The organism is Frankia sp. KB5 (genome assembly GCF_002099325.1).
GTDB lineage: Bacteria > Actinomycetota > Actinomycetes > Frankiales > Frankiaceae > Frankia > Frankia casuarinae.
Window position 1 is genome coordinate 1 of record NZ_MRUJ01000401.1, and the last position, 1,355, is coordinate 1,355.

At 67.3% G+C, this 1,355-nt stretch carries 2 protein-coding genes; both read left to right on the forward strand.

The features are described 5' to 3' along the window. Nucleotides 1-118 precede the first annotated feature (118 nt). Complete coding sequence (locus KBI5_RS24795) at nt 119-463, forward strand: hypothetical protein (RefSeq protein ID WP_241883191.1); 345 nt, start codon at nt 119-121, stop codon at nt 461-463. 125 nt (nt 464-588) lie between these two features. Next, a partial coding sequence (locus KBI5_RS24800; RefSeq protein WP_241883193.1) for a recombinase family protein occupies nt 589-1,355 on the forward strand: 767 nt, incomplete at its 3' end.

Sequence of the window (1,355 nt, forward strand, 5' to 3'; positions counted from 1 at the left end):
TACGCCCCCAACGCACTTGGCAACTTCGAGTTCGAGGTCACGCTGAGCTACCAGCGGCTGGAACTGCCTCGGCGTGTCGAGGTGACGCCGCGACACAGGCGGTAGTACTGATCTTCCTGTGGGTGATCGTCGTCGTGTGGGTGCGGGTGAGTACGCCGAGCGGGTGAACGCTGCGGCGCAGATGTTGGAGGGCGGCGTTCCGATCGGGGACGCCGCCCTTCTGCTGTCCGCGCGGTTTGGGGTTTCGCTGCGGCAGGCCCGGCGTTACGCCGATTCGGCGGCCGGTGGGCGGGTGGCCGTGCCTGAGCCGACGGTGGTGTTCACGGTCAAGGTTCCCGCCGTGCTGGCCGAGAGAATACGCGAGGAAGCCCGGGTTCGCGGCACGACGATTTCGTCGCTCGTGACCGGTGCCTTGTCGGCCTGTCTCGTCTCGGCCGGGGCGGGAAGTCCGACGGATGAATGAGCGGATGATCGCCCTTGAATATGCGTTCGACCGCCACGCGGCCCGGGACTTGTCGATCGCGTACGGAGTCCTGGTCCCACCGCGGCGACTGAAAATCCAGACGGACCAACAGACAGGAGACACGCATGGTGAACGTGGCGGTTTATGCCCGGGTGTCGTCGGACCGGCAGAAGAAGAACGAGACGATCGCCTCGCAGACGGCGGCGCTGCGTGAACACGCCCGGCAGATGGGGGCGGTACTGCCGGCCGAGTGGGTTTTCGAGGACGAGGGCCATTCGGGTGCGACACTGACACGCCCGGCGCTGGAACGGCTCCGGGACCTGATCGCGGCGGTGCAGATCGACGTGGTGCTGTGCTATTCCCCGGACCGGCTCGCCCGGAAGTTCGCCTACCAGGCGCTGCTGATCGAGGAGTTCACGCGGGCGGGTACCCGCGTCGAGTTCGTCAAAGGGCCTCGCGGGGACAGCCCGGAAGACCAGCTCATGGTCCAGTTCCAGGGAATGTTCGCGGAATATGAGAAGGCCCAGATCCTGGAACGCTACCGGCGCGGGAAGGCGCACCGCGCCCGGGCGGGGTCGGTGAACGTGCTGTCCGGGGCGCCGTTCGGCTATCACTACCGTCGCCGCTCCGACCAGCTCGGAGCCGGCTACGAGGTCGTTCACCACGAGGCGATCCTGGTCACCGAGATGTTCCGCCGCTACGCCGACGAAGGCGTCTCCATCGCGGCGCTGGCCCGCTGGCTGACCGAGAAAGGCGTGCCGACCCGCACCGGCAAGAACCGCTGGGACCGGTCGGTGATCTGGGCGATGCTACGGAACCCCGCCTACAAGGGGACGGCGGTGTTCGGGAAGACGATGGTCGACAACACACCGGCCGGCCTGAACCGGGTGGC